Origin of the sequence: Priestia veravalensis (genome assembly GCF_001457055.1) — a bacterium.
Classification (GTDB): domain Bacteria; phylum Bacillota; class Bacilli; order Bacillales; family Bacillaceae_H; genus Priestia; species Priestia flexa.
In genome coordinates this window covers 17,087-44,036 of the sequence record NZ_KQ758645.1, presented here as the reverse complement: position 1 = coordinate 44,036, position 26,950 = coordinate 17,087, and the positions used below count along the sequence as shown (strand labels likewise).

Sequence of the window (26,950 nt, the reverse complement as noted above, 5' to 3'; positions counted from 1 at the left end):
AGCGCCTTTTTTGGTTTATTAGGAATCAAAAGAGAATAAATCGCTTGATAAGTAGCGTTCACCTGTATCACAGGCGATGCACACAACGACTTGGTCGGGGCTTAGCTTTTTAGCTACTTCAATGGCAGCATAGCAAGCTGCACCAGAGGATGGACCAACTAAAATCCCTTCTTCAGCTGCAAGTCTACGCGTAATATCATATGCTTCTTCATCTTTAATCTTTAAAATTTCATCATACACATTCACATTTAACGTATCAGGGATAAAGCCAGGGCTTGTTCCTACAAGTTTATGCTTTCCTGGTTTTCCACCTGATAAAACAGGAGAGCCAGCAGGTTCTACTACATGAACACTCATGTTTGGATAGCGCTCTTTTAGTACTTCACCAGTCCCTGTAATTGTGCCACCAGTTCCGGCTGTAGCAACAAATGCAGCCAATTCTTTATTTAAATCATCCATTGCTTCAATAATTTCTTTTGCCGTGGTGTGGCGGTGTGCGTCTGGATTAGCTTCGTTTTTAAACTGCATTGGCATAAAAGCATTTGGAATTTCTTTTGTTAATTCTTCAGCTTTACGAATAGCACCTGGCATTTTTTCATCTCCTGGTGTTAGCACAACTTCAGCCCCGTAAGCTTTTAATAAGTTAATACGTTCTTGCGTCATAGTATCTGGCATAACAAGAATTGAGCGATATCCTCTTGCAGCAGCATTCATAGCTAAGCCAATTCCAGTGTTGCCACTCGTTGGCTCAATTATAGTTGAATTTGGTTTTAAAAGGCCTGCTTCTTCAGCTTTAACAATCATATTAAAAGCAGCGCGATCTTTTACGCTTCTGCTGGGGTTGAAGAATTCTAGCTTTAAATAAACGGATGCACCGTCAGCTGGCTGAAGACGATTCAATTTAACAAGTGGAGTATCTCCTATTAAATCTGCCATGTTGTTAACAACTTTCATTTTAACCATCCTTTGCATCGATAGAATTAATGATCTTTTTTATCCTAGTATAGACAATAATAGCGTACAACTACACTTTTATCGCCGTAAAAAGAAGTGTTTTTTCTATCATAACATAATCTATCGCATTAGTAGGATAAAAGGGCTTAAGCTTACGGTTTCACTAAAAAGCTTTAATTACTAGTGGTATCTTTCTTTTAATGTTAGTAAAATTGAACAATAAAAACAATCTGGTATTTTTTAACGAGGAGAATGATTTGATATGGCGCAACTTATTAAGATACAAGACTATCTTTCACGCTATGAGCGAGATTTGTATCACTATTCCTCTCAATTTACACGCGTGAAACAACACAATTGGGAGAAAGCAAAGGATTATTTCTATAACGGAGAGGAAGAGGTTCAGTTAGATGATATAGACGAATCGCCGACTTCAGAACCATCGCTTTTTCGAAAGGTAAAATCCTTTTTTAAAAAAGATGAAGTAGCCGAAACAGATAAAGAATACATGGAGGTAGAAATAGAAAAAGAAGCAGAAGAAAACTTTGATGCCGAAAATCTCACTGCGTTTGTGACAGAACCTAAAAGCCTACAAGACCTAAAGGTATTGTTTTTAGAAAATGTTTTTCAAATGCAAATGAGGTGGGCGACGTCGACCTTATTTGAGCTTTCAAATGCAGATAAGCGATACTTTTATGATGAAAAGCTTCAATACTTTTTAAAAAGCTTTCCTGATACTTTTCTACTTATGTATAAGCCTGTCTTTTTAGTGAAAAAAGCGCCTGTTGAAGCAGAGGTTATTTTAATTACGCCTACTGAAACAATTTGTATTGCAATGGTTGAAGGGAAAAATGGCTCTGTTTTTCAGTATTCAAAAGAAAATTTTTGGACAGAGTTAATAGGGAAAGATAAAAAGAAAGTGTTAAATCCCGTGCTTGGGTTGAATAGAACAGAGCAACTCGTCAAAAGCCTTTATCAATCTCATAATATTGACCGACCTATTCGTAAAATATTACTGAGTCGCAATGGTTTCTTTGACTCTCCAACAGAACCGTATCAAATTGATTTTATTGATAAGCGGAACTATGAAGAATGGTTCTATAATTTAAGGCGTTTATCAGCACCCTTAAAATTCAATCAGCTTCAGGCAGCAGAGGCACTTTTAAAGCATAGTCAAAGCATTTATTTTGATCGAAGTGAGAATGAATAATTTTGATGTGAAATTTAGTATTTATCTAATAGAAAGTGCTTTCATTTCTCCGATTTGAACATATAATGCTCATAATAAGTTATGTAGGAGGAGAACAGATGGCTTATGATGATCAAAAATTTGAAGCATATTTAGATAAGATGGATATGGTTACCGTTCTTGTTCCTAAATCTTACTACGATGGAGAAGTGAATTCGCTTTGTTTAATGAGAGATGGCCAATCGCTTTCTTTAAAGCTAAAGGATAGAAAAGTATTACATGAGGCTATAAAATATGAATGCTACTGTCAAATAAAAATAGAGATTGGTGAAGAGTATCAAGTGGTAGAAGAACGTGGTGCCAAAGCAGATTTAAAGATAGGAGCTGTCATTCGCACTCCTGAATTCGATGATGCTTTTTTTTACAATGAATCGGACTTGGGTGTGGTTTTTACCAAGCAACATATTCAGCTGAAATTATGGGCACCGACTGCTACAGATGTGAAGGTAAAGCTTATCAATCCTAAAACGTTAAATAAAGAATATATTGGCATGGCTCGTATGAAAAAGGGAGTGTGGACAGCGATTTGTGGCCTTGAAAAAGAAGGGCATCACTATAGCTATGAGGTAACGGTCAACGGTGTTACGAGAGAAGCTGTTGATCCGTATGCAATAGCAGCATCAGCAAACAGTGAATACGGTGTGTTGGTGAATTTACACAAAACTAAGCAGCCGCCTGTGAAAAAGGCTCCGCTTCAAAAGCCCACGGATGCTATTATTTATGAAGTCCATATTCGTGATTTTACCATTCATCCTTCCAGTAACGTGTCCAATAAAGGAACATATGCAGGATTCACTGAGTCGTCAACAGAAAGCGGTGTAACAACAGGGTTAGCTTACTTAAAGGAACTTGGTATTACGCATTTGGAGCTCCTACCCGTTTATGACTTTGATGGCGTAGATGAACTGAAGCCTTTAGATACCTATAATTGGGGCTACAACCCACTCCTATTTAATGTGCCGGAAGGCAGCTATTCTTTGGAGCCAACAAATCCTATAGCTCGTATTCTAGAGCTAAAGCAACTTATTCGAGCGGTTCATGAGAATGATCTACGTGTTATACTCGATGTTGTCTATAACCATGTATATGTAAGGGAAGACTCTTCTTTTGAAAAGATTGTTCCAGGATATTACTTCCGGCATGATCAATTTGGAATGCCGTCCAATGGAACAGGTGTAGGAAATGATTTTGCTTCTGAGCGTAAGATGGCGCGTAAATTTATCGTTGACTCCGTCTTGTTTTGGGTCAAAGAATATGATGTTGATGGCTTTCGTTTTGATTTAATGGGAATTTTAGATATTGAAACGATGAATACGATTCGACAAAAGCTGTTTGAATATGATTCATCCATTTTGCTGTTTGGTGAAGGGTGGGATCTAAATACCCCTTTATCTTCAGAGCAAAAAGCAACAATCTATAACTCTGATAAAGTCCCACATATTGGGTTCTTTAATGATCGTTTTCGAGATTTTATCAAGGGAAGTACTTTTAACATCTATGATAAAGGTTTTATTTGTGGCAACACCCATCGAGTTGACGAAGTAAAGCAAGTAATGGCTGGCAGTGTTTCTTATCAAAAAGGAGAGAAGTATTTATTTGTTCAGCCTACCTCTTCGATAAACTATGTAGAATCACACGATAATCACACGCTGTGGGATAAATTGAGTAAGTGTAATTCACATGAGGAGAAACAAATTTTGCAAAAAAGGCAAAAGCTTGCAAGTGCAATGGTGTTATTAGCTCAAGGCATTCCTTTTCTACATGCAGGACAAGAATTTTATCGAACAAAACAAGGTGTTGAAAATAGCTATCGCTCACCGGATAGCATCAATCAATTTGATTGGGAGCAGCGGAAAATCTATAACAAGGATATAAAGTGGCTACAAGCAGTGATTCAGCTAAGAAAAGCGCACGGCGCATTTCGCTTTCATACAACCGAGCGAATTCGTAAGCATATGAAGTTCTTAGAATCGGTGCCAGAAATAGTTGCGTATGCTCTTGCCAATGTAGAAAAATACGGACCATGGAAGGATATCATTGTCGCGTTTAACCAAGACACATCAACTCATTATATTAACTTGCCACAGGGGAGTTGGAACGTCGTAATCGATGGAGAAAGCGCTTATCAGTATCCATTTCCAAAAGCCCTTTCAGGCGAAGCAGCGGTTCCTGCGGTTGGCGTTTTAGCATTATTTAAAACATAAGTGCTATTCTGCTACTTGACGAGAAAAGCGGGAAGAGGATAAAATTTATGAAGGATAGCTATTGGTATATGTCCGCAATAGCTGTCTTTTTTATTTAATAAAACAAATACACGTTGTTGATGATATAAATAGAAGTAAACATAACTTTAAATTTTTAATGAAATGTGTGTGTTGAAATTGAAGGTGAATTGGTTGGAACATATATTAGGAAGCGAATGGGAAGTGACTCCTGCTGGCGGTGCAACTGGAGATGCTTATTTCGCGAGGTTTCAAGACCGAAAGCTATTTCTGAAGCGCAATTCATCTCCTTTCCTAGCTGTTTTGTCAGCAGAAGGGATTGTTCCAAAGTTAGTTTGGACCAAACGAATGGAAAATGGAGATGTAATTACAGCTCAACACTGGCTAGATGGTCGAGAGTTAAAACCTCAAGATATGAACTCGGATAGAGTAACAGAACTGCTGAGTAAAATTCATCACTCTAAAGAGTTGTTGGATATGTTAAAAAGATTAGGGAAAGAGTCGTTATTACCACAAGACGTTCTACTCGATATTCGAGCAAATGTAGATTTGGACTTGCAGAAAGAACCAGTTGTTGAGCAAGGGATTCTGTATTTAGAGCGAGAAGTGGATTTCGTTCAGCCAGAGGAATATGTTGTTTGTCATTGCGATGTCAATCATAATAATTGGTTGCTAGGTGAGAATGAACAGCTATATTTAATCGATTGGGACGGAGCGATGATTGCTGATCCAGCTATTGACTTAGGCCTTCTGCTGTACTGGTACATTGATCCAGCAGAATGGAAGGGTTGGCTAGAAAAGTACGGTATTGCTTTAACAGATAGCTTGCAAAAGCGAATGAAGTGGTATGTTGTGAGTCAAAGTATTTTATTTGTACAATGGCATCGTACAAAGCAAGAATTACCAGAAATGAACTACTGGCTTAACTACTTAAAAGTATTGCTTGAAAATGAGAGTTAAGCCAGTAAGTTTAGTTAAGATAGACTAGATAGTTCTTCAACCCATTGGGATAAATTTTGTTTATTTGTTTCAATATGTTGATCGAGATGCGCCGCGCTTTTGGCAGTCTGTGTATACTCGCAAATGTTTTGAAGCGTGCGATACACTTGTTCATTAGCAGTTCCATTTGCTAGCATTGCTTGAGCTAAACGTTCAACTTGTTCGCATTCAGAGACTGTTCCACAGCAGTCAGTTTGGTGATTTGATAAGATGTCCTTTAAGATAGCCATTTGATGTTGAGCGTTTAAAGGCATAGTGCACCATCCTTTCTCGTATGATGCTTTTATTTTTTTCTTTATGAATACAATTATTCATACGAATGTCGGTTGTACAAAATAACCGACATTTTCCGTGTGGTTCAATTTTGATAATTTTTGATAATATAGATGAGGTGTGCAGTATGAGACTAAGAAATAAGCCTTGGGCAAAAGAGAAATTGGCACAGTATCCACAATATGCCGTTGGAAATCCTGCAGAACATAAGGGCAAATGGAACGAGGTATTTGGAAACGATAACCCAATTCATATTGAAGTTGGAACTGGAAAAGGTCAATTCCTACTTGGGATGGCTAAGCAAAATCCAAACATTAACTACCTTGGCATTGAGTTATATGAAAGTGTAATTGTTAGTGCGCTAGATCGCATAATTGAAGCAGAAGTACCGAATTTTAAACTGCTAAGCGTTGACGCAAAAGACCTAACGGAATATTTTGCTAAAGGTGATGTTGAGCGAGTATACTTAAACTTTTCAGATCCTTGGCCAAAAGTTCGTCATGCTAAAAGACGCTTAACGTACAAAACATTTTTAAATATCTATGAACAAATTTTAATCGATGGTGGAGAGATTCATTTTAAAACAGATAATCAAGGATTGTTTGAATACTCTTTAATGAGCTTTTCTGAATATGGCTTGTTATTAAAGTACGTAAGTTTAGATTTACATGCTAGTGACTTCGAAGGAAATATTATGACGGAGTATGAAGAAAAGTTTTCTCAAAAGGGAAGTCGTATTTATCGTTCAGAAGTTAAATACATGAATGAAAAATAATATCTATAAGGAGGCTGGGACATAAGTAATTCAGCCAATGATATACCTGAACGATTGAGAGTTCATAACTTTTAATCGTTCAGGTTTTTTGGTTGATTGTGAAAACAATGTTGGAAACAGGGTGGAATGGAACGTAGGATACTCGACTCCTGCGGGAAAGAGATGGGAACAGCTAGTGTTCGTCTTTTAGAAGCAATCATTTTGTTATGTCCCAAACTCTTTTTTGTTTAAAAAAGACTATAAAAACGTAAATAGGGAGTGATACAATAAATAGGAATATATGGGAGGTGTAAAAATGGAAACGTTAACAATAGGAGATGTGAGAGTTTCTTGGTTAAATGGTGGAGATAATCATCTTGACGGGGGAGCTATGTTTGGTGTTGTACCAAAAGAGCTTTGGTCTAAAAAATACCCTACTGCTTATGACAATCGTATCCCAATGAGAACAGATCCATTGCTAGTTCAAACTGGTAATGAAGTTATCTTAATTGATGCAGGCATAGGAAACGGAATGATTGAAGGTAAGCAAAAAAAACATTTTGGCATTACGGAAGAATCTAACGTAGAAACGGATTTAATGAAGCTGGGATTAACGCGACATGATGTAACAAAAGTAGCGATGACACATATGCACTTTGATCATGTAGCGGGACTAACAACGAGAAGTCAAGGGAAATTGGAGTCTACATTTCCAAACGCAGTTATTTATGTAAGCGACGTTGAATGGAACGAAATGCAAAACCCTAATATGCGTTCAAAAAATACGTATTGGAAGCAAAATTGGGAAGCTATTGAATCTCAAGTTGTGCCGTTTCATGATTCTCTTCAATTGCTCCCAGAATTTACGATGCATCACACAGGTGGGCATAGTGATGGACATTCTGTCATTGTCATTAGTAGTCAAGGCGAGCAGCTTGTGCATATGGGAGATCTATTACCAACTCATGCTCATCATAATGTGTTGTGGGTTATGGCCTATGACGATTTTCCAATGACATCTATTTCTCAAAAAGAAAAATGGCTTCAGTATGCATATAATCAAAATGCATGGCTTAGTTTTTACCACGATGCTTATTACCGAGCGATTAAGTGGGATACTAAAGGTCACATCATAAATGCAGTAAAGTTTAATCAATCTTTACTAAGTCAATAATGTTACCGCTACTTTTATCAATGAAGAATTCATATTGTTCCTGATTTCCATTGACAGAACGAGTAATACCACCAGAGTAACCTTCAAAAGCGAGGCCGTACCTGTTTATAACCTTGGTCGTCGTCTGAATCCAAGAGCCGTTAATGGGACCATTTCTTTTAAATGCTTGCTTTGCAATATGCAATGCTTCCATGGATGAAAGAGACGACTTTTTCTTTTGATATAGATAAGCGCTTGCAAAACCAACAGCAATGCCAGTTATGAGCTGCGTATACTTCATAATAATCACCTTCTTTTTTTAATAAAAACAAAAGTTCTTACTATAGTCCATTATACAAAAACATACTTTGATTGTTAAGCAATCCTCTTGGTTAAGGAAGAAAAATGGAAAGTATTTTGACTTTTCGCTACAATGAAAAGTAATGACATACATAAAGGAGACGAAAGATGAATTCAGAAACTTTATCATTATTTAAAACATTAACAGAACTTCCGGGTGCTCCAGGGCATGAGCATGCGGTAAGGTCTTTTATGAAATCACAAATGGAGCCTTTAACTGATGAAATTATTCAAGATGGACTTGGAAGTATTTTTGGAGTGAAAAAAAGCAATTCTTCAGGTCCAAAAGTAATGGTAGCTGGGCATATGGACGAAGTTGGATTTATGGTGACCGGTGTGACCGATAAAGGAATGCTTCGTTTCCAAACATTAGGCGGATGGTGGAGTCAAGTATTATTAGCTCAGCGCGTCGAGGTTATTACAAGAACGAAGAAGATTACAGGCGTTATTGCATCGATTCCTCCACATCTGTTAGAGGATGCGCAGCGTAATAAGCCGATGGCTATTAAAAACATGATGATTGACGTTGGAGCCGATTCCAAGCAAGAAGTTGCTGATATGGGGATTCGTCCTGGAGATCAGATTGTACCCATTTGTCCATTTACACCAATGGCTAACGAGAAAAAAATCTTAGCAAAAGCGTGGGATAATCGATACGGTTGTGGATTAGCAGTTGAGTTATTGAAAGAGGTAAAGGATGATAAGATTCCAAACATTCTATATGCTGGAGCAACTGTGCAAGAAGAAGTAGGTTTACGAGGTGCTCAATCTGCTGCAAATATGATTAAGCCGGATGTCTTTTATGCGCTAGATGCCAGCCCAGCGAATGATATGTCAGGAGATAAAAGTGCATTTGGTCAGCTTGGAAAAGGTGTACTGCTTCGCATTTTTGATCGTACGATGGTAACGCATCGAGGTATTCGAGAGTTTATTCTAGATACAGCTGAGACCAACCGTATTCCATATCAGTATTTTGTGTCACCAGGTGGGACAGATGCTGGGCGCGTTCACACGTCTAACAGCGGTGTTCCATCAGCTGTAATTGGTATTTGTTCAAGATATATTCACACACATGCTTCCATGATTCACGTAGACGATTATGCTGCTGCAAAAGAACTATTGGTGAAGCTCGTGCGGGCAACAGACGAAACAACAGTAGCTACTCTTAAAGAGCAGGTGTAGTCTTAAAACAGTCGCTTGTAAAAAGCGATTGTTTTTTGTGTTAATTAAAAAACACGCAAAGGAGCAACGGAATGAACATTGCAATCGGAACGAAAAATCCAACTAAAGTAAATGCTGTTAAAAATGTATTTGGACAAGAGATGACATACTATTCATTTGATGTGCCTTCAGGTGTATCTAGCCAACCGTTTTCAGATGAAGAAACCATTCAAGGAGCTATTAATCGTTCAGAGAAAGTATGTAAAGATGAGATAGACTTAGGGATTGGATTAGAAGGGGGCGTAACAGAAACGGATTACGGCTTATTTTTGTGCAACTGGGGAGCTTTAAGTAGTCGGTCTCTTGAAAAGCCAATCATTGCGGGTGGTGCAAGAATTTTATTGCCTGAGGAAATTGCAAGGGTGTTAAAAGAAGAAAAAATTGAGTTAGCAGAAGCTATGGAACGCTTTACAAAAAAAGAAGATGTACGTTCAAATGAAGGAGCAATCGGTATCTTCACATCAGAAATCCTTACCAGAACGGCTATGTTTGAGCAGGTTGTTCGTATGCTGTATGGTCAATATCTATTTCATCAAAACCGCTAAATAGGATATACTAACGTCTTATAATAGTAAAATGTTCTACATACTTGAAAGTAAGATACTTGCACCATCTGTTTGACTATGGTTTCATATGAGTGAATGTAAAATTAAATGAAGCATAAACCCAATGTCTTTTTGAATAGAAACGAGACATAAAACATAAAGGAGGAAATAAAAATGAAGAAAATGGAAAGTATTGGACAATATAATGAGGTTATTAAAGAAGGAAAGCACATCATGATGTTTTCAGCAGACTGGTGCCCAGATTGTCGTGTAATTGAACCGATTCTACCTGAAATAGAGCAAAAGTATAGTGAGTATACGTTTCATTATATCGATCGAGATCAGTTTATTGATTTGTGCATTGAACTGAATATTTTTGGTATTCCAAGCTTTGTAGGATATAACAACGGTGAAGAAAGCGGACGTTTTGTAAGCAAAGATCGTAAAACGCAGGAAGAAATTGAACAATTTATTGAAAGTTTAAAAGGATAAGCTATCGCTAGGCCTGTTGTTTTAACAAGAGGCCTTATTTTAAGCTTCTTTTGGTGAAAAGGAGGGGTTTTTCAGTGAAGATGACAAGTGTTAAAATGAAAAAGTTAGTTCAAGATCGTTTGAAAGATGAAAATCTACGTTTTCAATTTGATCAAAAAAACGATACGCTAAGAATTGAGCATTCTGAAACAAAAAAAGGATTAACGGTTTCACTACCAGGGCTCATTGCGAAATGGGAAGAAAAAAAAGACGCAGCAGTAGACGAAATGATATATTATATAAGAGAAGCTGTGCGCGTAATGAATGATGAACAACAATTAGACTCAAAAGAAAAGAAGGTTCTTCCAGTTATTCGGTCTACCTCTTTTCCAACGAAAACAAACGAAGATGTTCCGCTCGTATATGATGATCATACGGCAGAAACAAGAGTTTATTATGCCTTAGATTTAGGTAATACGTATCGATTAATAGATGAAAAGCTTCTGCAAAAAGAAAAGCTTGATGTAACATCTATAAGGGAAATGGCAAAGTTTAATCTTCGTTCATTGCCAATTACATATAAAAAAGATACAGTTGCAGGCAATGATTTTTATTTTGTTAATGCCAATGACGGGTACGATGCGAGCCGGATTTTAAATGAATCTTTCTTACAAGAGTTTCAAGATAAAGTAAAAGGAACGCTCACAATTGCTGTGCCTCATCAGGATGTTTTAATTTTAGCAGATGTTCAAAATGAAACAGGCTATGATATATTAGCACAGATGAATATGAGCTTTTTTGCTAGTGGAAGAGTACCCATTACAGCACTCTCTTTCTTGTATGAAAACGGGCGTTTAGAACCGATTTTCATTTTAGGAAAAAATCGTAGTAAAGGACGGAGTTAAGGAATGAATATTTTTTACAACAAAGAAGGTATCGGTGATACGTTAATCGTATCTCTTCGAGACATTGAACTTTCAAACCGAACGTTTGAAACAAAAAAGAATGTAACGCGAATCTTTGATGAAAAATCAAATATTACTGCTGGCTATAATATTTTTGAAGCATCTACTGTTTTATCTTTTTCAGGGCATGGACCTATTAAGTTAACAGAAGAGCTAGTAGCGGAAGTAAACCGAGTTATTCAGGAAAGCGGATTTTCTGAATCGATTGAAGTAGACTTGTCTCCAAAATTTGTTGTGGGCTACGTTCAAGAAAAAGAGAAGCATCCAAATGCTGATAAATTGAATATTTGTAAAGTAGATGTTGGGACAGAGACGTTACAAATTGTGTGTGGCGCTCCAAATGTTGAGGCAGGACAAAAAGTTGTAGTGGCAAAAGTAGGCGCTGTTATGCCAAGTGGTCTTGTTATTAAAGATGCAGAACTTCGTGGCGTACCTTCTTCTGGTATGATCTGTTCTGCAAAAGAATTGGCTTTACCAAATGCTCCTCAAGAAAAAGGTATTTTAGTGTTGGAAGAAAGCGCAAAAGTAGGAGAAGAGTTCTCAGCCTAACTCTATATGATGCCAAAGTCGGATGTTGCTTTACACCTATGTTTCAAAGGATTACAGTTTGTGAAAAGCAATTGTCAATGGTTTTATAAATTTGATAAAATTAAAAGCTACTAGTAGTTCTAGTGGCTTTTTTGCATATTTCACAATATATCGGGTATCTAGTTAATAGATTTTATAGGAACCCTATTGGATACATGGTAAAATGAATGAGAGTGTATAAAAATTGAAAATTTTACAAGAAGCATACAGTTTTTTATAAATAGAAATACGACTGTTAAGGAAGAAAGAGTGATAAAAATGGGTTTTATGCGAAAAATGATGGATTATCTATTAGGTTATGAAGTAAAAGAAATTATAGTAGATGAAAAAGGTCGAGAAACAGAGATTCCATTAGATGAACCTAAGAAAGAAACAGAAATGAAGCAAAGGCCAGTTCAAGACACGGTCAATGAAAAAGCAGCTACTCCAAAGAAGAAAACGCCAGCCCGCTTACCGAGACAAGAAAAAGGGACAACCCATCAAGAATTAGAGGCAAAAGTAGCTTATCACTATCCAAAAGGTCAATTTCGCTTTCCGCTTATAGATGACAATCAATTTAATCGTTCAGATGATTCACCAAGGCGTGAGGTTCGTCGAAGAGAAAGGCCTGCTGAGAAATTGAAAAATGAACGAGAGCCTATACTGAAAAGTTATCAGTTGACTAAAGAAGAACCAACTTCTTTTCAACGTCCAGAATATGTGAAGCCAGTACAAGAAAAAAAGGCACCGGTCGCTTCTAAGCCGACTTCACAAGTGAAAAAGCCGTTTCGTCCGACTGAAATCCCGTCACCCGTATATGGGTTTAATAAGCGTCCAGCTAACCATCATCTTTCTCAACAAAATTCAGAAGTGGTGGAATTTGAGCTTTCGAGCCCAGCTGGCGTAAAGCCGACGCCTACTTATGAGTCTCTTCGAAAGGAAATACGTAACGAAAGAACATATGTAGAGCCTTTGGTGCGCAAAGAACAGCAAGAGGAAAGCAAGGAAATAGAAAAGGCAGAATCGTTTAGTGAACAGGTAAAAGATGCTTATGTCGAACCTCAACCAGTCCCTTCCTTACATATTGAAGACTTATCAGTGGAAGAAGTAGAGGAACCATCAACTCACTTTGAAGACCATGTGGATGTTGTAGAGTCTGAAGTAGTAGAGAAGCCGGAATCAATAGTGGAAAGTGTTCCAAAACAGGAAGAGCGGGAAGAGACTAATGGTGGCGAATTTGAGGAGACAAAAGGGTATCACCCTTCAATTGAAGAAGAGCCGCAAGCATTCGCAGATGAGTCAGAAGCAACTAACCAAAAGACCGTATCGTCAAGTACAAGTTCATCAAATGGAGGGCGCAGGTTAGTTCCTTTTAATGTCATGATGTTAAAAAAGGATCGTGAAAAAGCCACTAAATCGTCATCTATAGAGCGTTTGAAAATGGAGGAAAAGCAAGAAGTACATGATGAAGAACCAATTCCTGCGCTACTTAAAGAAGAAATGCCGCCAATGGATTCTCAAGCAGAGTTGTCGTATCAATTTCCTTCTATGTCAATATTAGATGCACCCTTAATTGAAATGGAAGAAGATCATGATTGGGTACAAGAGCAAAGTGACCTGCTTGATATGACGCTAAATAATTTCAACGTTCGTGCTAAAGTAGTAAATGTGACGAAAGGTCCAACCGTTACACGATTTGAAGTTCAGCCAGAGCCAGGCGTTAAGGTAAATAAAATAACAAATTTAACAGATGATATCAAACTGAGTTTAGCAGCAAGAGATATTCGGATTGAGGCGCCAATACCAGGTAAAAATACAATTGGTATTGAAGTGCCCAATCAACAAAGTAAGCCGGTTTTACTTAGCGAAATAGTAACTGACCCAGCGTTTACACAAAATAAATCACCGTTAACAGTTGCACTGGGCTTAGATATTTCAGGTGCTCCTGTCGTAACAGACTTGAATAAAATGCCCCACGGACTAATTGCAGGGGCCACAGGCTCAGGAAAAAGCGTATGCATTAACACAATTATTGTAAGCTTGCTCTATAAAGCAGCCCCTCACGAGGTAAAGCTGATGCTTATCGACCCAAAGATGGTTGAGTTAGCTCCTTATAACGGCATTCCACACTTAGTAAGCCCTGTTATTACGGATGCTAAAGCTGCAACATCAGCTTTAAAATGGGCTGTAGAAGAAATGGAGCGTCGCTATGAGCTGTTTGCGCATACAGGTGTGCGTGATATTACACGCTATAATGAAAAAGTAGAAGAGCATAGTGAAAAAAGCGGTAAGCTTCCATATCTCGTCATTATTATTGATGAGCTGGCAGACTTAATGATGGTATCCCCTGGTGAAGTAGAAGAAGCGATTTGTCGTATAGCTCAAAAAGCAAGAGCATGCGGTATTCATTTGCTTCTAGCAACGCAAAGACCTTCTGTTGACGTTATCACGGGTCTTATTAAAGCGAATGTCCCAACTCGCGTAGCCTTTTCAGTCTCTTCTCAAGTGGATTCTCGCACCATCATTGATACAGGTGGAGCGGAGAAGCTACTTGGTAAAGGAGACATGTTATTACTAGAAAACGGTTCGTCTAAAACGGTTCGAGTTCAAGGTAATTTTGTATCAGATGAAGAGATTGATCGTGTCGTAGATCATGTAAAATCGCAAATGAAGCCAACCTATTTATTCGATCAGCAGGAGCTGTTAAAAAAACAGCAGACGTTTTCAACACAGGAAGATGATGAATTATTCTATGAGGCGTGTGAGTTTGCTCTAAACCAGGACGGTGCTTCAGCATCAAGCCTGCAACGCCGCTTCCGTATTGGTTATAACCGCGCTGCAAGATTAATTGATATGATGGAGCAGCAAGGAATTATCTCAGAGGCAAAAGGAAGTAAGCCAAGAGACGTGCTGATTACAGAAGATGAACTGCATGAACTTGAAAATAAAACGGCCAGCTATTAAAGTAAAGACCTGGCTTGCTACGGCTATTTTAGCAAAGTAGCTTAAGCGAGGTCTTTATGTATGTAACAAGATTAGGTTATTTTGGAAGTGCGAGAACAGAGATAAAGGTTTGTCAGATTACAAAAAATGATTTAGTATATGTAGGGGTAACATTTCATTGTTTTTTCCAGTTTGATTTGGAAAGCATAACTAGTAATGAGGACGTCAGCTCACAAGCGATATGATACGGCTCCTCGATAATGAGTGTGAGAGGCAATGGCGAATAACCATCAAGACATTATCGATTTAATTGAAATTCGGAAAGAAAAACAATCCCAAACGGATGATGCTATTCAATCCTTTTATGATGAATATGTTTTGTTTGTGATGCGGTATACAAATATTCGAGAAAAAGTGAGAGCGGCTCACCTTTTTCGTGAGCGTACAGGACTTTCGCAGGAACAAATGCAGCTAAGCGACAAAGAGTATTTATTTCAACATTGGTTTGCATTTGATTATGTTACAATTCAAGGCCGAACATTGTTGCAGCAGTTTATAAGTGAAAAAGCAGCTACACGAAATGAAACATTTTTAATTCAAAGTGCTTTGTTTTTAACAAGTGTATTAGAGCCGATTATTGTATCAAAAGTATGTGAGTCTTTTTACGTAAAAGGATATAGTCCATTGACAAACAAGCAGGTTATCATCAAAGATGTAAAAGGAAGGTTTAAGAACACAGATGTTGAAAAAGTATTATGGGTTCGGAAAATAAAGTCACTCGGTTATGACGTATTAGTAGGCTCTTACTTTATACAAGCAGAAGCTAGTATGGAGAAGCTACATCAATCACTGAATCAAAATGAAAAACTCACTTGGAGACAATTTTTAAAAAGATATGCGGTTGCCTATTTGACTGAGGTCCGAGTCTTTCAAAAATAGCCAAAAGTCAAGGCTCTCAAAGCCTGTTGAGAAATTTGCAGAAGTGATATAATATGCAGCTGTTGTCATTTTACACAAACAAATGCGAAGAATGACATGTTTGTAAGAGCAATTATTGATAACCGTCATATACTGTCTTACAGATAGACGAATGTTGGAGGTTCTTTATATGACAGTTTACCATTTTGTAGGTATTAAAGGAACAGGGATGAGTGCGTTGGCACAAATTTTAAATGATACGGGCTTTCAAGTTCAAGGTTCGGATATTGAAAAAGAAATCTTTACACAGAAAGCATTAGAAGAGCAGGGGATTCCTGTTCTAACTTTTAATAAAGAAAACATTAAAGAAGGTATGATTGTAATTGCTGGAAATGCGTTTCCTGATACGCATGAGGAAATTGCAGAAGCGATGAAGCGCGATCTACCTGTTGTACGTTATCACCGTTTTTTAGGTGATTATATGAAACAGTTTACAAGTATCGCTGTTACAGGTGCTCATGGTAAAACATCGACCACTGGTATGCTAGCCCATGTTATTCAAGGCGCTGAACCAACTTCATATTTAATTGGAGATGGTACAGGAAAAGGTGTAAAAGATAGCAAATACTTTGCATTTGAAGCTTGTGAATACCGCCGTCACTTTTTATCATATACGCCAGATTATGCAATCATGACGAATATTGATTTTGATCACCCAGATTATTTTGCGAACATTGAAGATGTATTCAGTGCGTTTCAAGAAATGGGCTTACAGGTGAAAAAAGGTATTATTGCCTGTGGCGATGACGAGCATCTTCAGCAAATCCAAGCAAAAGTACCAGTTTTATATTATGGATTAGGTGAAGAAAACGATTTTCAAGCTCGCAATATCGTGAAAAGTACAGCTGGAACAGCATTTGATGTGTTTGTACGCAATACGTTCTTTGCATCATTTGAAATTCCTGGATACGGAGACCATAATATTTTGAATGCTCTATCAGTAATTGCACTATGTCATTATGAAGATATCCCGGTAGCTGTGTTACAAGAGCGGTTTAAGACATACCAAGGTGTAAAGCGACGCTTTAGTGAAAAAAGTGTTGGAAAGCAAGTATTAATTGACGATTACGCGCACCATCCAACTGAGATTAACGCAACAATTTCAGCAGCTCGTCAGAAGTATCCAAATCGAGAAGTAGTTGCTGTATTCCAACCTCATACATTCACAAGAACACAAACGTTTTTAGAGGATTTTGCTACAAGTTTACAGCATGCAGATAAGGTATATTTATGCGATATCTTTGGCTCAGCTCGTGAACAGCAAGGCAAGCTTTCAATTGAAGATTTGCGTAGCAAAATTAATGGAGCAGAGCTTATTGATGAACAAACGATTGAAACATTAAAAGGTCACAATGAAGCAGTTCTTGTATTTATGGGAGCTGGAGATATTCAAAAGTTTGAAGAACTATATCAAAAAACAGTTTCATAATAAAAAAGCTCAGATTAGCTAATCTGAGCTTTTTTGATTGCTTAAATACTTGATTATTTTAAATTCTCTGGATTTAATCCTTTTAATTCTTCTAATACAAAAAGACCGTCCTTACGAATTAACACATCATCAAAGTAAATTTCTCCACCGCCGTATTCAGGGCGTTGTATCATAACCATATCCCAGTGAATGTTTGACTTATTTCCGTTGTACGCATCTTCATAACATTCACCCGGTGTAAAGTGGAAGCTTCCATCAATTTTTTCATCAAATAAAATATCTTGCATCGGGCGTTGGATATATGGGTTTACACCAATAGCAAACTCTCCTACAAAGCGAGCACCCTCATCTGTATTAAAAATCTCATTGATACGCTCTGTATCGTTTGCTGTTGCTTCAACAATTTTTCCATTTTCAAACGTCAGCGTTACGTTTTCAAACGTAAATCCTTGATATGGTGAAGGGGTATTATAGGCAATTGTTCCGTTTACTGAATCACGGACGGGAGCTGTGTAGACTTCTCCATCTGGAATGTTCATTTCACCAGCACATTTTACGGCAGGAATATCTTTAATAGAGAAGGTTAAATCAGTCCCTTTTCCTGTTAAACGAACCTTGTCCGTACGATTCATTAGGTCAACAAGTGAATCCATTGCTTTACTCATTTTGCTGTAATCTAAGTTACATACATCAAAGTAAAAGTCTTCAAATGCTTCTGTGCTCATTTTAGCTAGCTGAGCCATTGCATCATTTGGGTAGCGTAAGACGACCCATTTCGTTTTTGGTACACGAATATCACGGTGAACCTTTTTACCGATTGTATTTCCATGAATACGCATTTTATCTCCTGGCACATCAGATTGTTCAAAGATATTGGAACCTGAACGTAATCCAATATAAGCGTCCATTTCCTTCATCACGTTTGCTTCAAAGTTAGCCATCATGCTATATTGTTCTTCTTGTGCACCTTGAAGGAGAGCACGGTCTACCGTATGATCTTTTAATGAAACAAATGGGTACCCACCTGCAGCATATGCCTCTGCTACCAGTGCAGTTACAAGTTCACGCTGCAAGCCAAAGTTTTCAATTAAAACCTTTTCGCCTTTTTGAAGACGAACGGAGTAATTAATTAAATTATGGGCTAAAGTTTGAATTCTAGGATCTTTCATATGTATCCCTCCTTTAAAATAAGCGACAAATGCCACTTCCTTATTGTAACCGATTATTTATTTTTTGTTGATGAATAAAGGGTATTTTAGTTATACTTTCCAAAAGATAAGGCGATAAATAATAAAAGTTTAAGAAAATGAGGAAGATAGTGTATGATAAGGATAAACAATTCCAATTTCTAATCGGATGTTTAAACTGTCTTAAAATTGGGAATGTATTTATATCAACAATATGAACGAGGAGGGGATTAAATATGATTCTTATTTTATATTTAAGCGCTGCAGTAGTCGCTATTGCGATTTTCTATCTTGTTGTTTCAGTATCAAAGACGCTTCGTTCTGTACAACAAACGCTTACTTCTGTGGCAGGAACGCTCGATGGTCTGGAAAAACAAATGACAGGTATTACAACGGAAACAACCGCACTCTTACATAAAACTAATTTATTAGCAGAAGATATCCAACGGAAATCAGAAGCTTTAAATACCGTAGTTGACTCGGTAAAAGGTGTTGGGGACTCAATTCATGATTTAAACAAATCTTTAAAGAACGTCTCTACTAGCGTCTCGCAAAAGGTGGAAGAAAATAAAGAGACCGTTGCGCAAGTTGTTCAATGGAGCAATGTAGCAATGGATGTATGGGAACGACTGAAAGCAAGAAGAAAGCCTGTTCAACAATCTACTGTTGATTCGACTGCTACTGAGTTAGCTAAACCATCACAAAAGCGCTCAAGATCTTATTCTTAAAAGTATACTGGAGGAGAAAGCAATGGCAAATAATCAATCAACAAATAAAGACTTTTTATTAGGAACGATTATTGGAGGAGTAGTAGGAGCAGCGACTGCTTTATTGTTAGCTCCGAAAGCAGGTAAAGAACTAAGAGCGGATTTAAATGAACAAGCGGCTTATGTTCGTTTAAAAACAGAGCAAGTAAAAAATAATGCTGTTGAAAAAGGACAAGAATTCGCTCAAACTGCTAAAGTAAAAACAGCGGACTTGTCCCAAACTATTTCAGAGCAATCATCACAAGTCGTAGATAAAGTGAAAAACTTCAGAAAAGCTGATCAGCATGAAGATAATTTACCCCCAACAAGCCTTGAGGTACTCGCTGATGAAGTAGAGTCTCAAAGTAATGAAGACTTTCAGCAAAAACTAACGGAAGCCCAAGAAGCGTTAGATGACGTCGAAAGCAATATCAACCGTCCTTAAATGTGCTAGTAAGCGTTCATCTCATTGAACGCTTTTTTTTGTGACTATCCAATGTGCCAATTTATTGTGAATGAGTAATTGAGAAGGTAAAATAAAGAAAAAAACTTAAAAGGATGATGGAAATGAAGAAAATTATAAGCGTAGAAGAGTTTAATGAAGTAGTCAATGAAAATGAATCTTTTCTATTTTTAAAGCATAGTACAACTTGTCCGATTAGTGGCGCCGGTCATGAAGCATTCTCAAATTATGTAAACAATCAAAACTCAGTGAAAGCATACTATTTACACGTGCAAGAAGCACGCCCGCTATCAAACTATATTGCTGAGACATATGGTGTTAAACATGAATCACCACAAGCACTTTTCTTTGAAGATGGTAAAGTGAAGTGGGACATTTCACATTGGAAGATTACTGAAGAAGAACTAAGTAAAAGAGTAAGTAAATAAAAGAAGTGGAAAAAGCTTGCGTGATGATTATTTGCGCAAGCTTTCGTTTATTGTGCTTCAGCTTATTTTCGTATAAAATGAATAGTAACTTAGTCTTTCTCCTCTATCTATATCCTCCTAGATCAACAGATTCTTCAAAGGACTTCTGTGTCTTTGCTATTTCTGGCAGAGAGATAAACAAGTGAATATTGATTACCGTAAAGGTGGAAGGGTGGAACCAAATGGCGAAACAAGATTTACAGCAACTACGTTCTCAAATCGATGAACTGAACCTACAGCTACTAAAAGTTATTAATGAAAGAGGAATGCTCGTTCAGGAAGTTGGTAAGCTAAAAGGGGTACAAGGAACGAATCGTTTTGATCCCGTTCGTGAAAGGGTAATGCTTGATTTAATCGTTGAGAAAAATGAAGGGCCATTTGAAACATCTACCTTGCAGCATATTTTCAAAGAAATTTTTAAAGCGAACCTTGAGCTTCAAGAAGATGACCATAGAAAAGCGCTTCTTGTCTCAAGAAAGAAAAAGCCAGATAATACAATTGTCATGGTAAAAGGAGAAGCAATTGGCGATGGTAGTCAGCGGTTTATTGCGGGCCCTTGTGCAGTGGAAAGCTATGAACAAGTTGCTGAGGTGGCAAAAGTAGTTAAGCAGCAAGGAATTAAGCTTCTTCGAGGTGGAGCTTATAAGCCTAGAACATCACCATATGACTTTCAAGGGTTGGGGTTAGAAGGTCTGAAGATTTTAAAGCAAGCTGCTGATGAGTACGATTTAGCCGTTATTAGTGAAATTGTGACCCCTGGTGATATTGAAACAGCACTTGATTATGTAGACGTTATTCAAATTGGCGCACGAAACATGCAAAACTTTGAATTACTAAAAGCAGCAGGAAGCGTGAATAAGCCTGTATTACTAAAAAGGGGTTTAGCTGCTACAATCGATGAATTTATTAATGCTGCTGAATACATTATGTCAAAAGGAAATGGTCAAATTATCTTATGTGAACGCGGGATTCGGACATATGAGCGAGCAACTCGCAACACATTAGATATTTCAGCTGTTCCAATCTTGAAAAAAGAAACTCATTTACCAGTTCTTGTAGATGTTACGCATTCCACAGGTCGAAGAGATTTACTGCTCCCAACTGCCAAAGCAGCGCTCGCAATTGGAGCTGATGGAGTAATGGCAGAAGTTCATCCAGACCCTGCTGTTGCACTATCGGATTCTGCGCAGCAGATGAATATCCCTCAATTTAATGAATTTATGAGTAAGTTAAAGCCACTTTGTAACCGAAATTTATAAATGAGAAGCCTGAAACTCATGTTTCGGGCTTCTTTTACGAAAAACTGTGCTGTCATAGATAGAAAAAAAGCAATAATGTTGCATCTTTACAATAAGTTTGCTAAAAATAGGAAATGATAAAAAGGCAGAATCATTTTTTGAAAATCTGGTGAAATTTGTCGGAAAAAGGCACTAAAGGCGTTGCGGTTCAGCACATAGTGTCGTATAGTAGTTACAGATATTCGCTATAATTCTGTCAATTATTTTTTTATTCAAGTCCCTGTATGTACGTGTATATACATAAGAACTTTTGATGATTTATGAATAGACGTTATATAGAATGGGTATTTAATTGGTATATAAAAATCATGAATGAAAATCTTACAACTATTTCGTTATATGCAAGAAGGGTTTATATACGTAATTACAAGTTATCATTTAAGGGCAAAATAAGTGAACAAGTAATAAAAAAGGAGTGTGTCGTTATGAACGTAACAATTTATGATGTAGCAAGAGAAGCGAGTGTATCAATGGCAACGGTTTCGCGCGTTGTGAACGGAAACCCTAACGTGAAGCCTTCGACAAGAAAAAAAGTACTGGAAACAATTGAGCGTTTGGGCTATCGTCCTAACGCAGTAGCAAGAGGGTTAGCAAGTAAAAAAACAACAACAGTAGGGGTTATTATCCCAGATATTTCAAGTATCTTTTACGCAGAACTTGCACGTGGTATTGAAGATATCGCAACAATGTATAAATACAACATTATTCTAAGTAACTCCGATCAAAACCAAGATAAAGAACTTCATCTATTAAATACAATGCTAGGTAAACAAGTAGACGGAATTATTTTCATGAGTGGGAATTTAACGGAAGAGCATGTAGAAGAGTTAAAGAAGTCACCAGTTCCGATTGTATTAGCAGCGTCTATTGAATCTACAAACCAAATTCCATCTGTCACAATCGATTATGAACAAGCAGCATATGATGCGGTTAAGTCTTTAATTGACAATGGCCACAGTAAAATTGCATTCTTAGCAGGTACTCTAGAAGAGCCTATTAATCATGCCCAAAAATTAAAAGGTTATGAAAGAGCATTAACAGATCATCAAATAGACGTTCTGGATTCTTATATCGTGGAAGGCGATTACACATACGATTCAGGTATTGAAGCAGTTGAAAAGCTATTTGAAGAAAATGAAAAACCAACGGCTATCTTTGTAGCTACTGATGAGATGGCTCTAGGTGTTATTCATGGCGCACAAGATCGTGGATATAACGTGCCAAATGATCTTGAGGTTATTGGATTTGACAATACGCGTTTGGCTACGATGGTACGTCCGCAGTTAACTTCTGTTGTTCAACCAATGTATGATATTGGTGCAGTAGCTATGAGATTATTAACGAAGTATATGAATAAAGAAACAGTGGATAGTAGCATTGTTCAGCTTCCACACCGTATTGAATACAGACAGTCAACGAAATAAATAGAAATTTCCATAAGTAGCTAATGTGCTTAGTTATGCAGGAACACATTGAAGTTGCCATTAGTGGGGAGAGAGGGTATGAAGAAATTTGATCTATTAACGCCTATAGGGATACTGATTGGTATCTCTATGGTTGCGTTTGGCGTTATTTCTAGCGGCGGAGTACAAGGTTTTTTAATTTTTATTGATTTCCCGTCCATGCTTATTGTCTTGGGGGGAGTTTTCGGAGCTCTATGCGTCAGCTTTCCGATTAGGCAGCTTCGTAATATGTGGAGAGTTGGTTTACAAGCTTTTCAATCAAAGGAATCAAATGTTGATGAACTAATAGAAAAATTTGTACAGCTATCAGAATTAGCAAGGCGTGAAGGGTTATTGGCACTGGAAGCAGAAATGGACAAGGTTCATGATCCATTCGTGCGGAAAGGGCTGCTATTAGCAATTGACGGCGTAGAGCCTGAAGTAATTAAAGAAATGTTAGAAGCAGAAATTATTGGAATTGAAGAGCGTCATTCTAAGGGAAGAAGCGTGTTTGAAAAAGCTGGCGATTATGCTCCAGCTTGGGGAATGGTAGGAACATTAATTGGACTTGTTTTAATGTTAAGAAACTTGAATACCCCTTCTACGCTTGGCCCGAATATGGCTATTGCACTTTTGACGACACTATATGGTTCTCTTCTTTCAAATTTATTATTTCAACCAATTGCAGCCAAGCTAGCAGTGAAAACAGAGCAGGAAGTATTTATGAAAGAAGTAGTAATTGAAGCAGTTGTCGGTTTGCAAAGCGGTCAAAACCCGAGATTATTGCAAGAAAAGCTAAAAGCATTTATACCCGCTAAAAAAGCAAGACAATCTCTGCTTAAAGAGAGGGCTAGCGTCCGTGAAGCGTAGAAAAAAAGTTCAGCACTCTTCACAGTCGAACAAATGGATGGTGACGTTTGCAGACCTTGTTACGTTAATATTAGTGTTTTTTATTTTACTTTTCTCTATGTCTAATATCGATAATATTAAGTTTAAGCAATTAGTAAATTCTTTAGGATTATCAGAGTCTAACGGAGCAGATGCTTCTATTATTGAATTTGAATCCTCTTCACAGTCGCAAGAGGGAAATAATAAAAAAGTCCTTAGTAACAAGTCAGAAGAGCTTGATCGTATTCTTTTACAGGTACAACAATATCTTGAGGAAAATAACCTTCAGGAAGTGATAACTGCGAATCGTGATGAGCGAGGAGTCGTTTTGGTATTACAAGAACAGGTATTATTTGAGACAGGAGAAGCGGAGATTTTAAAAAAAGGCTACCCGTTCCTAAATAAGTTGGGCGCACTTTTTACGACGATACCTAATCAGATAAAAATTGAAGGCTATACCGATAATCGACCGATTAAAACGTACCGTTATCCATCGAACTGGGAGTTATCTACTGCAAGAGCGAGCAGCGTCATTCGTTATTTTATAGCTCATTATGATTTAAAGTCTGAGCAATTTATCGCTATCGGCTACGGGGAAGCAAAGCCTGTTGTTGAAAATACGTCAGAAGCCAATATGCAAAAGAATCGACGCGTTGAGATTATTATTTCTGACCCGACCAATGAGTAGTTATTCAGAGCATGGCCTCTTCTTATGATATGAGAAGAGGCCATGCTTTTTAGTGAGACGAAGCTTCTTTCTGATGCGAGCGAATAGGAAAGAGCGCTCGAGAGACAGTATGAGCATTCTTTTCTTCAATTTCTTGCCTTCTTGGAATAGGATCATAAATTCCATCTTCATCATCCCATTTTGTACAAATTGGGATGGGCGCTTCTCTTTCCCACTTTTGAATCCAAGTGGTCGGTAAGTTTCCTGTAATCGATTGCTTTTCTAACATCTCCAGCCAAATAAAGGACCAAGCACGTGGAACCACCCGCCAAATATCATACCCTCCACCACCTACTCCAATCCACTTTCCATTGCAGTATTTATGAGCGATTTCATGCGCAACTTTTGGGATTTCTCGATACATTTTAGTCGTGCCGCAGAGGTGAGTAAGAGGATCATAGTAATGAGAATCAGCACCGTTTTGAGTTAAGATAACGTCAGGCTTAAAGAACGCAGCAACCGCTTCAAGCGATGTTTTATAGGCTTGTAACCATGAATCGTCTTCTGTATAGGCATCAACTGGTATATTAAATGAATATCCGTATCCTTTATTATGTCCGCGCTCGTTTACATCGCCAGTTCCAGGGAATAGGTATCTACCCGTTTCGTGAATAGATAAAGTACATACAGAAGGATCGTCGTAAAAAGTCCACTGCACGCCATCACCGTGATGAGCATCTGTATCGACATATAAAATGCGGGCACTGTATTTTTCTTGCATATAGCGAATAGCTACCGCACTATCATTATAGATGCAAAAGCCGGATGCTTTTCCTCGAAAGCCATGGTGAAGTCCACCACCAAGATTTAGTGCATGGTTAGCTTTTCCTGTCATTACTTGATCTACGGCAGTAAGTGTACCACCAACGAGAAATGCACTAGCTTCGTGCATGTTATGAAAAATAGGCGTATCTTCCGTTCCCAGTCCATAGCTTTCACCTTTTGTTGTCGATAAATTTCCTAATCCAGCATCTTTAACAGCTTGTATATAAGCAGGGTCATGAACGAGCGCTAGTTCTTCGTCAGTAGCCATTCTGGGTAAGACAATTTGTTTATCTGTTAGCATTCCAGATTCCAGCAATAGTTCATAAGTTAGCTTTACTCGGAGCTGGTTAAAAGGGTGATGGTGGTTAAATTTATAGGTTAATAAATCTTCAGAGTAAATAAAGACGGCATCTTGTTTTTTCATAACGTACTCTCCAGTGGTTTTGGCCAAATAACTTCGTAGCCGTGATCACGTAAATCATTAATAATGCTAAGCGGGTTAAATGTTTGAACCCTAAAAACGAGTACTTTATATCGATCATCTTTATGAGGATATACTAGGACGCTCAAGATGTTCGTACGGTGTTGACCAAAAATAGCTGTCACATCACTTAAAACACCAGCTTGGTTTTTAACTTTCACTTCAATATGTGACCCAGGCTTATGTGACCCAGTTAGCTGAATAAAGCTACGCAATAAGTCTCGTTCGGTAACGACACCGATTAGACGGTTCTCTTGTGTAACAGGTATGCATCCAATTTGGTTTTCATAGAAGACGTTTGCGATATCTTCTACAAAATCAAGAGGGTGTGCAGTAATAACATTCTTTTGCATGATGCGATGAATAGGTTCTGATAATTCAGTGGACTTTGAAGATGGATTTAAAATTGATGGACTAGCATCTCGTATATCACGATCAGAGATGATACCAACAATATGATGTGCATGATTCACAATTGGAATATGACGAATTTTATATGTATCTAGCAAATGAAGTGCTTCAGCAATGGTATCAGTCGGTGCTAGAGTAATAACATCTTGAATCATAATCTCTTCAACAAGCATATAAAACGCCTCCTTATCAATACATAAAGCGATTTTGAAAACGCAGATGATCAAACGATTGAACGCTATCTAAATTGACTCTTTTTCCTATTCGAGCCATTAAACAGTTGGCTGGATGTGAGCTGATTTCCGGGTCATCTGTTGCATACCAGGTTAATCCACCCGTGTTCATCATTTTTTCCATGATTTTACGATATTCCCACACGTTTAAGCCTGTTCCTTTTAAATCCCAATGCCAATAATATTCTGTTGTAATAATAATATAATCTTCCATGGCATCATCCATCATTGAAACTTTTAATAAGCTTTTGCCAATCGAGTAGCTTCTAAATGGAGCTGCTACTTCAATGGCACCCAGTTCAATTAAATTATCCATTTTCCCTTCAGACCACCTTTCTAAGGGGTCTGGATATAAGAAGGTGACATAGCCAACAACCGTATGGTTGATGCGTGCAACAATAATTCTACCTTCGGGCAAGTCGGCAATTTCAACTAGAGCTTGCTTTTGCTGTTCAGCGGGTCTAAAAGCTGTTAATTCTTGATGGAAATCTAGCTGTGCTAATGTTGTAGAGGAAACGGGACCTTCAATAACTAACGTCCCAACAGGAGTTTTAACTTCTTTCATATTGTATGTTTTGATGTGATTCAACAAGGTCACCACCTTTATTCGGTCTTATCTGTATTATACATAAAATCGAGATAAATGAAGCGTTTTCAATAAATTTATCAAGAAAAAAAGGAAATTGGTAAAATTAGTCGAATTATTCTATCGAGAACAGAGCATCATCCCAATAAATATTTTTAAAATTGAGAAAATTA

General features: G+C 37.7%; 27 protein-coding genes. 20 read left to right on the top strand and 7 right to left on the bottom strand.

What is annotated here, in order from left to right; all coding sequences use genetic code 11:
* Positions 1-18: 18 nt before the first annotated feature.
* Positions 19-954 (bottom strand): cysteine synthase A, encoded by a 936-nt coding sequence (gene cysK / locus AS180_RS09805; protein WP_025909500.1) that lies wholly within the window; start codon positions 952-954, stop codon positions 19-21.
* Positions 955-1,216: 262 nt separating this feature from the next.
* Between cysK and AS180_RS09800 the strand changes: the two genes are divergently transcribed.
* From AS180_RS09800 to AS180_RS09790, 3 genes are all read left to right on the top strand, one after another.
* Positions 1,217-2,164: an NERD domain-containing protein gene (locus tag AS180_RS09800; protein WP_025909499.1), complete on the top strand. Its 948-nt coding sequence runs from the start codon at positions 1,217-1,219 to the stop codon at positions 2,162-2,164.
* Between the two features lie 98 nt (positions 2,165-2,262).
* Positions 2,263-4,407, top strand: coding sequence for a type I pullulanase (gene pulA, locus AS180_RS09795; RefSeq protein ID WP_025909498.1), 2,145 nt, complete (start codon positions 2,263-2,265; stop codon positions 4,405-4,407).
* A 171-nt stretch (positions 4,408-4,578) separates the two neighbouring features.
* A complete protein-coding gene (locus tag AS180_RS09790) occupies positions 4,579-5,385 on the top strand; it encodes a phosphotransferase (protein ID WP_374699989.1) in 807 nt (268 codons plus the stop codon).
* Positions 5,386-5,399: 14 nt separating this feature from the next.
* On the opposite strand, the gene AS180_RS09785 is transcribed toward AS180_RS09790, so the two are convergent.
* The gene (locus AS180_RS09785; protein ID WP_025909496.1) at positions 5,400-5,678 is read right to left on the bottom strand and encodes a YtzH-like family protein; all 279 of its coding nucleotides are present in this window, start codon (positions 5,676-5,678) and stop codon (positions 5,400-5,402) included.
* Between the two features lie 146 nt (positions 5,679-5,824).
* Here AS180_RS09785 and trmB point away from each other — a divergent pair, with 146 nt between their 5' ends.
* Positions 5,825-6,472 carry a tRNA (guanosine(46)-N7)-methyltransferase TrmB gene (trmB, locus tag AS180_RS09780; RefSeq protein WP_025909495.1) on the top strand — a complete coding sequence of 216 codons (648 nt, stop codon included), beginning with the start codon at positions 5,825-5,827 and terminating at the stop codon, positions 6,470-6,472.
* Between the two features lie 295 nt (positions 6,473-6,767).
* Positions 6,768-7,625: a YtnP family quorum-quenching lactonase gene (locus tag AS180_RS09775; protein ID WP_025909494.1), complete on the top strand. Its 858-nt coding sequence runs from the start codon at positions 6,768-6,770 to the stop codon at positions 7,623-7,625.
* Here the strand turns inward: AS180_RS09775 and AS180_RS09770 are convergent.
* On the bottom strand, positions 7,600-7,905 hold the full coding sequence (locus AS180_RS09770) for a PepSY domain-containing protein (protein ID WP_025909493.1): 306 nt from the start codon (positions 7,903-7,905) through the stop codon (positions 7,600-7,602). The genes AS180_RS09775 and AS180_RS09770 overlap by 26 nt on opposite strands.
* Before the next feature lie 167 nt (positions 7,906-8,072).
* Between AS180_RS09770 and AS180_RS09765 the strand changes: the two genes are divergently transcribed.
* From AS180_RS09765 to murC, 8 genes are all read left to right on the top strand, one after another.
* Positions 8,073-9,146 (top strand): M42 family metallopeptidase, encoded by a 1,074-nt coding sequence (locus AS180_RS09765; protein WP_062686753.1) that lies wholly within the window; start codon positions 8,073-8,075, stop codon positions 9,144-9,146.
* A gap of 71 nt (positions 9,147-9,217) precedes the next feature.
* Positions 9,218-9,730, top strand: coding sequence for a DUF84 family protein (locus tag AS180_RS09760; protein ID WP_025909491.1), 513 nt, complete (start codon positions 9,218-9,220; stop codon positions 9,728-9,730).
* Between the two features lie 174 nt (positions 9,731-9,904).
* A complete protein-coding gene (locus tag AS180_RS09755; RefSeq protein ID WP_062686752.1) occupies positions 9,905-10,222 on the top strand; it encodes a thioredoxin family protein in 318 nt (105 codons plus the stop codon).
* Positions 10,223-10,302: 80 nt separating this feature from the next.
* Positions 10,303-11,106 (top strand): DUF1444 domain-containing protein, encoded by an 804-nt coding sequence (locus tag AS180_RS09750; protein ID WP_025909489.1) that lies wholly within the window; start codon positions 10,303-10,305, stop codon positions 11,104-11,106.
* 3 nt (positions 11,107-11,109) lie between these two features.
* Positions 11,110-11,715 (top strand): YtpR family tRNA-binding protein, encoded by a 606-nt coding sequence (gene ytpR, locus AS180_RS09745; RefSeq protein WP_025909488.1) that lies wholly within the window; start codon positions 11,110-11,112, stop codon positions 11,713-11,715.
* A 297-nt stretch (positions 11,716-12,012) separates the two neighbouring features.
* A complete protein-coding gene (locus AS180_RS09740) occupies positions 12,013-14,697 on the top strand; it encodes a DNA translocase FtsK (RefSeq protein ID WP_025909487.1) in 2,685 nt (894 codons plus the stop codon).
* A 255-nt stretch (positions 14,698-14,952) separates the two neighbouring features.
* Positions 14,953-15,615 (top strand): hypothetical protein, encoded by a 663-nt coding sequence (locus AS180_RS09735; RefSeq protein WP_025909486.1) that lies wholly within the window; start codon positions 14,953-14,955, stop codon positions 15,613-15,615.
* A 169-nt stretch (positions 15,616-15,784) separates the two neighbouring features.
* Positions 15,785-17,083: a UDP-N-acetylmuramate--L-alanine ligase gene (murC, locus tag AS180_RS09730; protein WP_062686751.1), complete on the top strand. Its 1,299-nt coding sequence runs from the start codon at positions 15,785-15,787 to the stop codon at positions 17,081-17,083.
* Positions 17,084-17,136: 53 nt separating this feature from the next.
* Here the strand turns inward: murC and AS180_RS09725 are convergent, their stop codons facing one another.
* The gene (locus AS180_RS09725) at positions 17,137-18,252 is read right to left on the bottom strand and encodes an aminopeptidase (protein ID WP_062686750.1); all 1,116 of its coding nucleotides are present in this window, start codon (positions 18,250-18,252) and stop codon (positions 17,137-17,139) included.
* Positions 18,253-18,506: 254 nt separating this feature from the next.
* Between AS180_RS09725 and AS180_RS09720 the strand changes: the two genes are divergently transcribed.
* The 7 genes from AS180_RS09720 to motS all read left to right on the top strand — a co-directional run bounded on the left by AS180_RS09720 (position 18,507) and on the right by motS (position 24,262).
* Positions 18,507-18,998: a DUF948 domain-containing protein gene (locus AS180_RS09720; RefSeq protein ID WP_025909483.1), complete on the top strand. Its 492-nt coding sequence runs from the start codon at positions 18,507-18,509 to the stop codon at positions 18,996-18,998.
* A 22-nt stretch (positions 18,999-19,020) separates the two neighbouring features.
* Positions 19,021-19,461 carry a YtxH domain-containing protein gene (locus AS180_RS09715; protein WP_025909482.1) on the top strand — a complete coding sequence of 147 codons (441 nt, stop codon included), beginning with the start codon at positions 19,021-19,023 and terminating at the stop codon, positions 19,459-19,461.
* A gap of 122 nt (positions 19,462-19,583) precedes the next feature.
* Entirely contained in the window at positions 19,584-19,907 is a 324-nt protein-coding gene (gene ytxJ / locus AS180_RS09710; RefSeq protein WP_025909481.1) for a bacillithiol system redox-active protein YtxJ, read from the top strand.
* A 221-nt stretch (positions 19,908-20,128) separates the two neighbouring features.
* A complete protein-coding gene (locus AS180_RS09705; RefSeq protein ID WP_025909480.1) occupies positions 20,129-21,205 on the top strand; it encodes a bifunctional 3-deoxy-7-phosphoheptulonate synthase/chorismate mutase in 1,077 nt (358 codons plus the stop codon).
* A gap of 464 nt (positions 21,206-21,669) precedes the next feature.
* Entirely contained in the window at positions 21,670-22,668 is a 999-nt protein-coding gene (gene ccpA / locus AS180_RS09700; protein ID WP_025909479.1) for a catabolite control protein A, read from the top strand.
* 78 nt (positions 22,669-22,746) lie between these two features.
* Complete coding sequence (gene motP / locus AS180_RS09695; RefSeq protein ID WP_025909478.1) at positions 22,747-23,556, top strand: flagellar motor protein MotP; 810 nt, start codon at positions 22,747-22,749, stop codon at positions 23,554-23,556.
* Positions 23,557-23,593: 37 nt separating this feature from the next.
* A complete protein-coding gene (motS, locus tag AS180_RS09690) occupies positions 23,594-24,262 on the top strand; it encodes a flagellar motor protein MotS (RefSeq protein ID WP_035320529.1) in 669 nt (222 codons plus the stop codon).
* A gap of 49 nt (positions 24,263-24,311) precedes the next feature.
* Here motS and AS180_RS09685 read toward each other — a convergent pair whose 3' ends face one another.
* Genes AS180_RS09685 through AS180_RS09675 form a run of 3 tightly spaced genes read right to left on the bottom strand, consistent with a single transcriptional unit; the run spans position 24,312 to position 26,780 of the window.
* Entirely contained in the window at positions 24,312-25,490 is a 1,179-nt protein-coding gene (locus AS180_RS09685; protein WP_025909476.1) for an acetoin utilization protein AcuC, read from the bottom strand.
* Complete coding sequence (locus AS180_RS09680) at positions 25,487-26,131, bottom strand: acetoin utilization AcuB family protein (protein ID WP_025909475.1); 645 nt, start codon at positions 26,129-26,131, stop codon at positions 25,487-25,489. The genes AS180_RS09685 and AS180_RS09680 overlap by 4 nt, the downstream gene beginning before the upstream one ends.
* Before the next feature lie 16 nt (positions 26,132-26,147).
* A complete protein-coding gene (locus tag AS180_RS09675; protein WP_025909474.1) occupies positions 26,148-26,780 on the bottom strand; it encodes a GNAT family N-acetyltransferase in 633 nt (210 codons plus the stop codon).
* Between the last annotated feature and the right edge of the window lie 170 nt (positions 26,781-26,950).

What these genes read in the sequence shown, in the direction of transcription:
- cysK (WP_025909500.1), bottom strand. Translation starts at nt 954, where the DNA reads ATGAAAGTTGTTAACAACATGGCAGATTTAATAGGAGATACTCCACTT.
- AS180_RS09800 (WP_025909499.1), top strand. Translation starts at nt 1,217, where the DNA reads ATGGCGCAACTTATTAAGATACAAGACTATCTTTCACGCTATGAGCGA.
- pulA (WP_025909498.1), top strand. Translation starts at nt 2,263, where the DNA reads ATGGCTTATGATGATCAAAAATTTGAAGCATATTTAGATAAGATGGAT.
- AS180_RS09785 (WP_025909496.1), bottom strand. Translation starts at nt 5,678, where the DNA reads ATGCCTTTAAACGCTCAACATCAAATGGCTATCTTAAAGGACATCTTA.
- trmB (WP_025909495.1), top strand. Translation starts at nt 5,825, where the DNA reads ATGAGACTAAGAAATAAGCCTTGGGCAAAAGAGAAATTGGCACAGTAT.
- AS180_RS09775 (WP_025909494.1), top strand. Translation starts at nt 6,768, where the DNA reads ATGGAAACGTTAACAATAGGAGATGTGAGAGTTTCTTGGTTAAATGGT.
- AS180_RS09770 (WP_025909493.1), bottom strand. Translation starts at nt 7,905, where the DNA reads ATGAAGTATACGCAGCTCATAACTGGCATTGCTGTTGGTTTTGCAAGC.
- AS180_RS09765 (WP_062686753.1), top strand. Translation starts at nt 8,073, where the DNA reads ATGAATTCAGAAACTTTATCATTATTTAAAACATTAACAGAACTTCCG.
- AS180_RS09760 (WP_025909491.1), top strand. Translation starts at nt 9,218, where the DNA reads ATGAACATTGCAATCGGAACGAAAAATCCAACTAAAGTAAATGCTGTT.
- AS180_RS09755 (WP_062686752.1), top strand. Translation starts at nt 9,905, where the DNA reads ATGAAGAAAATGGAAAGTATTGGACAATATAATGAGGTTATTAAAGAA.
- AS180_RS09750 (WP_025909489.1), top strand. Translation starts at nt 10,303, where the DNA reads ATGACAAGTGTTAAAATGAAAAAGTTAGTTCAAGATCGTTTGAAAGAT.
- ytpR (WP_025909488.1), top strand. Translation starts at nt 11,110, where the DNA reads ATGAATATTTTTTACAACAAAGAAGGTATCGGTGATACGTTAATCGTA.
- AS180_RS09740 (WP_025909487.1), top strand. Translation starts at nt 12,013, where the DNA reads ATGGGTTTTATGCGAAAAATGATGGATTATCTATTAGGTTATGAAGTA.
- AS180_RS09735 (WP_025909486.1), top strand. Translation starts at nt 14,953, where the DNA reads ATGGCGAATAACCATCAAGACATTATCGATTTAATTGAAATTCGGAAA.
- murC (WP_062686751.1), top strand. Translation starts at nt 15,785, where the DNA reads ATGACAGTTTACCATTTTGTAGGTATTAAAGGAACAGGGATGAGTGCG.
- AS180_RS09725 (WP_062686750.1), bottom strand. Translation starts at nt 18,252, where the DNA reads ATGAAAGATCCTAGAATTCAAACTTTAGCCCATAATTTAATTAATTAC.
- AS180_RS09720 (WP_025909483.1), top strand. Translation starts at nt 18,507, where the DNA reads ATGATTCTTATTTTATATTTAAGCGCTGCAGTAGTCGCTATTGCGATT.
- AS180_RS09715 (WP_025909482.1), top strand. Translation starts at nt 19,021, where the DNA reads ATGGCAAATAATCAATCAACAAATAAAGACTTTTTATTAGGAACGATT.
- ytxJ (WP_025909481.1), top strand. Translation starts at nt 19,584, where the DNA reads ATGAAGAAAATTATAAGCGTAGAAGAGTTTAATGAAGTAGTCAATGAA.
- AS180_RS09705 (WP_025909480.1), top strand. Translation starts at nt 20,129, where the DNA reads ATGGCGAAACAAGATTTACAGCAACTACGTTCTCAAATCGATGAACTG.
- ccpA (WP_025909479.1), top strand. Translation starts at nt 21,670, where the DNA reads ATGAACGTAACAATTTATGATGTAGCAAGAGAAGCGAGTGTATCAATG.
- motP (WP_025909478.1), top strand. Translation starts at nt 22,747, where the DNA reads ATGAAGAAATTTGATCTATTAACGCCTATAGGGATACTGATTGGTATC.
- motS (WP_035320529.1), top strand. Translation starts at nt 23,594, where the DNA reads ATGGTGACGTTTGCAGACCTTGTTACGTTAATATTAGTGTTTTTTATT.
- AS180_RS09685 (WP_025909476.1), bottom strand. Translation starts at nt 25,490, where the DNA reads ATGAAAAAACAAGATGCCGTCTTTATTTACTCTGAAGATTTATTAACC.
- AS180_RS09680 (WP_025909475.1), bottom strand. Translation starts at nt 26,131, where the DNA reads ATGCTTGTTGAAGAGATTATGATTCAAGATGTTATTACTCTAGCACCG.